Source organism: Anaerolineales bacterium (assembly GCA_003105035.1).
In the GTDB taxonomy this organism is placed as follows: domain Bacteria; phylum Chloroflexota; class Anaerolineae; order Anaerolineales; family UBA4823; genus FEB-25.
Genome location: PQAL01000041.1, coordinates 1 through 9,089 on the forward strand (window position 1 = coordinate 1; position 9,089 = coordinate 9,089).

Here is a 9,089-nt window from a genome sequence, read left to right on the forward strand (position 1 = left end):
CCTGCTCAGCCGCGCTGATCCTGGGTGGTATGCATGAAATGCTGGCACGCGATCTACACGAGATTTACAGAACGGGTTCGGAATTCGCATCCACCAGGCAAACCTGGGAGCAATTACCCGAAGGATTGAAAGATGCTAAGCAGCAAGCCAGCCGGATTCATCAACTGTTGAATGCAGTTGGTTACCGAATCTCTCCCCTGCAGAATTGGGATGCCAACAAGCAGCCATTTACCGATACGGAAATTAAAAAAATGGCTCGCCTCGAACACGAATTGTGGCGCCAAGCAAAGGAGGCGGATGGTTGGACCTATAGTGAGCAAAGGGATGAAAATAAGCGCACCCATCCAGACCTTGTATCCTGGGATGACCTGGATGGAGGGGAGCAGAAGAAAAGTTTGACTATGGTGCAGCAGATACCGGTATTGCTTGCACGGGTCGGATTCCAAATAGATCGCATGGTAAACCCTGGAAGTGAGATGCCCGAATTGAAATAAAATCATATACAAAGCTGGGAAGAGAAATCCCCTCCTCGGGCTTTATTGCGGAGTAAAAAGTAAGCCGGTCTGAAGTTGATATTATCAATTTAATTGAGAAGTGAGTTTCTATACGGAAAGAAAATAAAAGCTATTATAAAAATTTACTCTGGATTTAACTGGGAAAGTTTGCCATAGATAAGTTTTCCCACAACCCTTGGGGAAGATCCGTTGCAGATGAGATACTCATAATTTCCTGGGCTATAAATTACGGATCGGCATCGGATTAGAGGTATTTATGGAGCTTTCGGAGGGTTCTATGCCCCAAAACCCATTTACATTTGGCAATCCGGTAAATGATCAAACATTATTTATCGGACGCAAGAATGAAATCAACCAGATCGTCAGCCGGTTGATCTCGTCAGTGCATGAAAGTACATCCCTGATAGGGGACAGCAGAATGGGAAATACCTCTCTGCTGAAATATTTATCCAATCCTGTTTCAGCTGCTAACCTAAGCCTTCTTCCAGAAATGTATCATATGGTATACATCGATTTTCAAGGCCAAGCGAACATAACCCCATATATTTTCTGGAAACGGGTTTTCACATCCATATACCGATCAGCACAAAATCTCGAAGAAAAAAAACTGGCTGGAGAATATCGGCAAATGGATGAATTTGATTTATTTGATCTGGAAGATTTCTATGAGACAATTAGGGACTTGGGGATCATTATAGTCCTTTTAATAGATGAATTTGAGTACGTCACTCAATCACCGAATATAGGCGGGGATTTTTTTGGTGGGTTACGGAGCCTGGCTATTCACCAGAACCTTCCCTTGATCCCTGCTACTAGGCACGAATTATCTGATCTATGTCATACAGAAAGTATTAAAGGTTCACCTTTTTTTAACATCTTTGCGACCGTTCACCTACGACCTTTCTCAACAGAGGATTCTAATGAGATGCTTGAGATGTACCTAAATAAATCAGGTTTATCATATTTGAAAGAAGAAAAGGAATACATTGCAGAGTTGGGTGATGGACATCCATATTTTCTTCAAATGGCAGGTTATTATTGGTTTCACGGGAAAAACCAAGGGTTAAAAGGCAATGACCTATTCGAGCTGATGCTCAACAATTATTATCAGCAATCCTTACCTCACCTCAAGGACCTCTGGTCGGTGTGCGATCAAAGGGAGCAAACACTGCTTCGAGCTGTAGCCCCCATAAACAAAGCAAAACACTCTTCTCCTTCCACCCTGGCTGATTTACTTGAGGATAGTGAGTTCAAGGCTTCATTTATCAATCTAATCAAAAGAGGGTTAATAAAGGAATGCGATGGTAACTATAAAATAAATCTGCTCTGTTTGCTAAAGTATATACAAGAGGAAAACCCTCCAGGACTGCAGGCCGTGACTGCTGCAAACAAATCCACAGATCCTCTTGTAAATGAACCCTCCGGTCCAGCTAATTTTGTAGTCTTTGTTAGTCATTCCAGCCATGATAAGTCGGAAGCTGACCTATTAGTCAGTGGTTTAGAAAGCAGGGGTATTCAATGCTGGATCGCTCCTAGAAACATTCAACCAGGAACACCTTACCCGGAAGCCATTATTAGGGCTCTAAATATCTGCCGGACTATGGTGGTGATCTTTTCAGAAGCTGCCAATGAATCGGACCAGGTCATGCAGGAAGTTGAACGAGCCGTTTCCAAAAAGCTGACCATTATTCCCATCCGGATTGAAAATATATTACCCACTGGTTCATTGGAACTAATGCTCTCTTCGAGACATTGGCTGGATGCATATCAATCACCTATTGAAAACCACTTTGATGCGTTGGCAAAATCCATTCGTGGATAGTATATGGGCTTAAATTACACCGACTTGCTCTACTGCAATCGTGCGCAGCTGTGGGATACCAACTTAATGAGCGGATTTTTCGAGTTCATCTCGCAGTGGCAGTTAAATCACTTAGGATTATATGCCGATCCATTTAGGGAAAACTGTGTCGGAACATTCCTCTATTGAATTAACCCATCGAGGAAAACAGAATGGCCCATGACGTTTTCGTCAGTTACTCAAATAAAGACAAGCCTGTCGCTGATGCAGTTGTTGCCCGGCTTGAGAACAAGGGTATCCGTTGCTGGATAGCACCCCGTGACGTTCCTCCTGGATATGATTGGGCTTCAATCCTTGTGAATGCCATCGATAATAGCTTGATTTTCGTCCTCGTTCTTTCTAAATACTCTAATATTTCGAAGCAGGTTATTCGCGAGGTAGCTGAAGCCGTCGAAATGGGTATTCCCATCATCCCCTTGCGTATTGAAGATATCGAACCTACCCAGGCGATGCGTTATTACATCAAGTCACTCCACTGGCTAGACGCAATGAGCCCACCATTGGAAAAACATCTCGGAGAATTAACCAGTTCAGTCCAGGCTTTACTTTCTGTCAAGGGAAAACCGTCTGAAGCAACTGTTACAGTGGTTGAGAAAACTACCCAAAAGCAAGGGTCCTCTTCGGTTATGGGGGAGTGGAGAACAATAAAATTTAATATCCCAAATGAAAAATTATGGCGCCAACCAGCAGATGGGATTTATATTTCGGTCAACCAACCACCGGACACGATTGCATGGTCAGAAGAAATTGTTGAAGGTGACATATCGATCAGTTTAAACGTAGCCAGTCAGGAGAAAGACGCGGAATGTCAAGTCATCGTTTATGGAAATGGCATGGGCTTTACACAAGGGAGCCTGCTTTTCACCTTTGGAAAAGGGTATTATAAATTAGAGAAACATTCAACATACCACCAGGGTGAAAACTGGTTGGTATTGACCGCTGCGAATGTGGATTTTCGAAATCACGTTTATTCTGTCCTGATCGAGATCGTTGGTGATAAGGCTAGCTTATATCTTGATGGTGAAAAAGTGGCTTCCACCTTTTTCGCTCTCTCGGAAGTAAACCGTCGGGGAAGGATTGGGCTGTCTAAAACCTGGGAAATGTTAGGAGATGTAACTTATTCAAATATAAAAATCAAAAGCTTAAGTTGCGGCTTAGGGGAATAATCATGTCCCATGACGTTTTCGTCAGCTATTCAAACAAGGACAAGCCTGTCGCTGACGCGGTTGTAGCCGGGCTTGAGCATAAAGGGATTCGTTGCTGGGTTGCCCCACGAGATATCGCTCCGGGAAGTTCCTGGGGCGAAGCCATTATCAGCGCCATTGAGGGAAGTCGATTCATGGTCATCATTCTCTCCGGTAATTCAAACCGGTCGAAACAGGTTGTTCGTGAAGTAGAGCGGGCTGTGGCTAATAGTGTCATCATAATTCCCTTCCGCATTGAGAATATTGATCCCACCGGTGCAATGGCATACTTTCTTTCCACAGAGCACTGGCTAGATGCGATTACGCCACCTCTTGAACGGCATATTGAAAAGCTAGTCACGACACTCCAACGTTTCATGTCCGGAGAAGGAGAATCTAACGTAGGTAGTATCAGCACCCCGATAACCAAATCCGCTGTACCCGCCCGTCGCTGGAAGCCAATCTGGATAGGATCTCTTATAATCGTCGCGGCAATTTTTATCGTTACAGCCTCGTTGATAATACCCAGGCTTCTGCCTGATACGCCCCAATCTTCAACAATGGGGATCGAACTGCTGACAACAACAACATTGCAATTAAAACCAACCTCAACACAATCCCCGACAACTGAGCCGGCATTTCACCAGATTGGCAGCTTCCCAACTTCTCGAGAAGCACGAAATGTGTTCGTTTTGAATAACACCGCCTATATCGCCAACGCAGAAGATGGGTTGCTCATTATCGATGTCAGTGATCCCTCTGATCCGCAAGAAATTGGTGCCTATCCACTGGAAAACACACAAAACGTGGTGGTGGTTGACGATATTGCCTATGTGGTCGAACAGGGATTGGTAAAAGACGCCACAGCATTGAAGGATAGACTTGTCCTCCTGGCGGTCATGAATCCCTCAATCCCCCAAATGCTAGGTGAATATACACCTGAAGGTGATTTTACGCATCAGACCCTTAGCAATATGGCAGTATCCGATCAGATGGTTTACCTGACTGCCAATGACAGGTTGATCATAGTCGATGTGAGTGTGCCATCGCAACCAGCAACCAGTGGAGAGTATTCAATCTTCTCCAACATTTCCAGCCCCGGTGTCGCCGTTGCAGACAGCATTGCTTATCTTCAGGCCAATCAGCTGGATGTGATCGATGTCCACGATCCCTCTGCCTCAACAGAGATCGGAGGTTTCGACACTGGGTGGGGATCAGGGATAGTAATTCAAGACCACATTGCTTATATCGCTGGCTGGAATTCAGGGATGAGCATCCTTGACATTAGTAACCCTGCAAGACCGATTAAGTTGGGACAGTTCCAGGAGCTGGTAGGCAATTACGACCTGATACCGTCTGGAAGCGCAACACGCCAAACCCTTCTGGATATAGCCGTGAATGGGGATATCGCCTACCTGACCTATAATTTTGGGGTAGACAACGGTACCTGGACTCAAGTTTTGGAGAGTGGTGTCATCGCTGTTGACGTTAGCGACCCTGCGAACCCGTGGAAAATTGCTGTGTATCCAGACCTGGATGCGGCTTCCTCTATCACAGCGGTAGGTGATTTGGTATTTGTCACTGATAGTTCGCGGGGTTTATTCATTTTTAGTGAACCGCAATAAAAGGCATGTGTATGAGGAATAATAAAATCGCATCAGCGGCATTTATCTGATATTCAATAAAGGTAGGTAAAACATGACTCAAACCAGTAAAACTTTCCGTGTGTTCATTAGCTCCACCTTCAGTGACCTGAAACCTGAACGGAATGCGCTCCAGGAACGGGTCTTCCCCCGGCTGCGAACATTGTGCCAAAAGCATGGGGCACGCTTTCAGCCTATCGACCTGCGTTGGGGGGTCAGTGAAGAAGCTTCGCTCGACCAGCAAGCCATGTCCATCTGCCTGGGTGAGATCGCCCGCTGCCAGCAGATTTCACCCCGCCCCAATTTCATTGTCCTCCTGGGAGATCGCTACGGCTGGTGCCCGCCACCAGCACAGATCCCAAATAGTGAGTTCCGAGAAATCAAGGATACAATCAAGAGCCAGTCAGACCTGACACTCCTGAACGAATGGTATCGTCTGGATGAAAATGCCGTGCCACCCGAGTGGCGTTTAAAACCGCGCTTGAAAGGCAGACCTTATGAGGCTTATGATAACTGGCAGCCGGTCGAAGCGCGCCTGCAGAGGATCCTGGCACAAGCCTCCCTGGAGGTGGGTTTCCCTCCCCAAAGATTGCTTTTCTACACTGCCTCTGCCACTGAGCAGGAGATCGCAGCAGGAGCCTTGGTGAAGGAAGCCCCGGAGCACGTGTTCTGCTTCTTCCGCAGCCTGGAGGATCTACCCTTGGGGTTTAATGCCCAAGCTTTCCGAACCCTGGCTCAAAAGCGGCTGCTCGATAATTTTCCATCCGGCTTAAGCAGCACCGGCGAGGCACTGGTTCAATTAATTTTGGCAAATCCATCGTATTCATCTGCCAGGGAGTTTGCCAATGCGATCAAGCGTGCCATCGAGGAAACACCCAAAGCCACACCCGAGGCAGATGTGGTCGGCTTTATCCGCCAGGTGCTGGTGGACTTCACCGCCAAAGATTTCCAGAATTTGGATGAAGAAAATTGGACAGTTGACGAAAATGCCGGTAAACAACAACGAGCTTTAAAAGTTCGACTACAAGGGTATATCCCCCATAATATCAATACCTATTCAGCGCGCTGGACGTATGATACCGATAGAGAAGAGACCATCTCTACAGATCACATCGATCAGCTGTGCGCCGACGTTTATGACGCCCTTTCCAATATTATCCTGGGTGAGATCGAGCACCCACATTCTGTCGCGGTAGAGTCTGAGGTTATACGTATCCAGACCTCTGCCGCGTTGGATGCTGAGGGGCTTGCTCATCGCCAGTTCGCCGAGGACCACTTGCGAGTCTTTGTGGGCCGCCAGGATATCCTGGCGAAAATCGCCAGTCATCTGTCGGCTGGTGGAAGGCGCAGTCTCACGATCGTTGGTGCAGGAGGCACCGGTAAATCCACACTGATAGCCAAGGCGATCCAGGAAGCGCAACAAGTTCATCCGAATGCGGAAATCGTTTACCGTTTCATCGGCGTTACCCCGGGTTCATCTGACGGACGCTCCCTGCTCGACAGCCTGTGCCATGAGCTCTCCCGGCGCTATGGGTCGGATATAACCGATATCCCCACCGATTACAACGACCTGGTACCTGAGTTGGGTAAGCGAATGGCACTCGCCACCCCTGAAAAACCGCTGATCCTCTTCTTGGACTCACTTGACCAGCTTTCTGAGAGCCAGAACGCTCGCAGTCTAATCTGGCTGCCATCAGAGCTCCCCGAGCACGTCCATGTTATCACCACCACCCGTCCAGAAGATACGCTCAAAGCCATGCAGACGAAGCAATCGCTGGAACTTAACCTGGGAGGTCTCTCACGCCAGGAGGGTGACGAGTTATTGTCCCAGTGGTTGTCCGGTGTTCACCGCACCCTCCAACCTGCCCAATTCCAGCAGGTGATAGATAAATTCGAATGTAAAGATGCCCCGCCGGATACTGAGCTTTCACCAGGAAATCCCCTCTACCTGAAGCTGGAGTGCGAAGAAGCTCGCCTATGGACATCCTACTCACCTCCAGAAGAGCTGGCGTTTGGCGTCAAGGGCATAATCGAAAAGAACATGATCGACCGCATGAAGCACGAGGAAGACCACGGGGAAGCCCTACTCTCGCGCGCTTTAGGTTACCTGGCAGCCTCGCGTTACGGCCTGGCGGAGGACGAGCTGGTCGACCTGCTATCGCGTGATCTGCAGGTGTACGAGTGGTTCTTCAACATGACCTACCATTTACCCTCTGACCTTCTCCAAAATGCGATTATATACCGGCGTAATCTCGAGAATCGTATCGAGAAGAGAGAAGTCGAAGCTACCAAGGAAGAAGAAAGAGCTGCCCTAGCGTGGCTGAAAGAGATCCGCACCTCTCCCGAACGGGTGGCGCAATTCCTGAAGGAAGTACTCCCTAAACCGGATGGGCCACGCTTGCCCATCGTGTTGTGGTCGCGCCTGTCCTTCGACCTGGCACCATATCTGGCTGAGCGCATGATGGATGGCAGCTCGCTAATGAATTTCTACCACCGGGAGCTTGGTGATGTATCAACTGCAGTATTCCTCAGTGATCGTAAAGACCTCGTTTACCATGAAAGGCTGGCAGATTACTTCCGCAGAAAAGCAGACCCGCAGGGAGACCGCACCTGGACAGGCAATCACCTTCACGGTTTGAGTGAGCTACCCTATCACCTGACCAAGGCTGAGCTTTATGATGATGTCTTCCAGACGCTGACTGATTTCCAGTTCCTGGAGCACAAAGCTGCCGAGGTGGGCGTGTTGGTACGCACCGATGATAAAGGTAACCCAGCCAACACCTACACGGGTGTGTTGCAGCTGCAAGAGGATTATGAACGTGCCTTGCAGGTCATGCCGGGCGGGGAAGGTGGCATGGGAAGCCGTGCCCCATTGATCCTTACTGCACTGGAGACAAGCAAGGGTTTGATGGTGTACTGCCCGGTGTGCAACAAGTACTCACCCGTCACAAAGGAGATGCTGGATACTGTGATCCGCTGCCCTCAGGAAACCTGCAAGGCACCCATCAAGCTGAATCCATTTACCGTGAAGCGAGAAATTTGAGGATAGCTTAGCAATGCTGAATCCACCAACTGCCGCAAAAAATTACGGCTCAGTATTGAAAGCATTCTCCCGCGCCTTGCGGCGTGAAGCGCATGTGCTCACCCAGCACTCCGAGATTCTGTGGCAGCAGCTTTACAACCGCCTGCAGTGGGAAGGGGAAGCGGTGGGACAGATGCTGGCATCGGAATATGAAAAGCGCAGCTCGTTTGGGCGCAGACCCTGGCTGCAAACCAGGACCCCTTTCCGTGAATCTGAAGAGTTGCTGCGCACCCTGAGCGGCCACACTGCTGGGGTCGAAGGCATTGCCTTCAGTCCGGATGGAACGCGGATCGTCTCTGCCAGTTATGACGAGACGCTCAAGCTTTGGGAGGCAGCCAGCGGGCAGGAATTGTACACCCTGAGCGGTCACACCCATGAGATCAAAGGATGTGCCTTCAGCCCGGATGGGACCCGGATCGTCTCATCCAGCAGGGACAAGACGCTCAGGCTGTGGGACACAGCCAGCGGTCAGGAGCTGCGCACACTGAGTGGCCACACCGAATTTGTCCAAGCCGTTGCATTCAGCCCGAATGGAAGCAGGATTGTCTCCGCCAGCATGGACAAGACGCTGAGGCTGTGGGATGCCGCCAGTGGGCAGGCACTTCGCACCCTGAGCGCCCATACTGGAGCTGTCTACTTTGCTGTTGCCTTCAGCCCGGATGGAACCCGGATCATCTCCGCTGGCGGGGACAAGACGCTCAAGCTTTGGGAGGCAGCCAACGGGCAGGAGCTGCGCACCCTGAGCGGCCACACCTGGCAGGTCAGGGCTGTTGCATTCAGCCCGGATGGGACCCGGATCGTCTC

Annotated in this window: 6 protein-coding genes; all 6 read left to right on the forward strand. The window is 49.2% G+C overall.

Features of this window, described 5'->3' with window-relative positions:
• On the forward strand, positions 1–494 hold a 494-nt coding region (locus tag C3F13_17965; GenBank protein PWB49878.1), incomplete at its 5' end, for a hypothetical protein.
• A gap of 277 nt (positions 495–771) precedes the next feature.
• A complete protein-coding gene (locus C3F13_17970; protein PWB49879.1) occupies positions 772–2,337 on the forward strand; it encodes a hypothetical protein in 1,566 nt (521 codons plus the stop codon).
• 191 nt (positions 2,338–2,528) lie between these two features.
• Positions 2,529–3,542: a hypothetical protein gene (locus tag C3F13_17975; GenBank protein ID PWB49880.1), complete on the forward strand. Its 1,014-nt coding sequence runs from the start codon at positions 2,529–2,531 to the stop codon at positions 3,540–3,542.
• 2 nt (positions 3,543–3,544) lie between these two features.
• On the forward strand, positions 3,545–5,185 hold the full coding sequence (locus C3F13_17980) for a hypothetical protein (protein PWB49881.1): 1,641 nt from the start codon (positions 3,545–3,547) through the stop codon (positions 5,183–5,185).
• Positions 5,186–5,258: 73 nt separating this feature from the next.
• Entirely contained in the window at positions 5,259–8,246 is a 2,988-nt protein-coding gene (locus C3F13_17985) for a hypothetical protein (protein PWB49882.1), read from the forward strand.
• 13 nt (positions 8,247–8,259) lie between these two features.
• Positions 8,260–9,089: hypothetical protein (locus tag C3F13_17990; GenBank protein PWB49883.1), on the forward strand; the 830-nt coding region annotated here is incomplete at its 3' end.

What these genes read in the sequence shown, in the direction of transcription:
- C3F13_17970 (PWB49879.1), top strand. Translation starts at nt 772, where the DNA reads ATGGAGCTTTCGGAGGGTTCTATGCCCCAAAACCCATTTACATTTGGC.
- C3F13_17975 (PWB49880.1), top strand. Translation starts at nt 2,529, where the DNA reads ATGGCCCATGACGTTTTCGTCAGTTACTCAAATAAAGACAAGCCTGTC.
- C3F13_17980 (PWB49881.1), top strand. Translation starts at nt 3,545, where the DNA reads ATGTCCCATGACGTTTTCGTCAGCTATTCAAACAAGGACAAGCCTGTC.
- C3F13_17985 (PWB49882.1), top strand. Translation starts at nt 5,259, where the DNA reads ATGACTCAAACCAGTAAAACTTTCCGTGTGTTCATTAGCTCCACCTTC.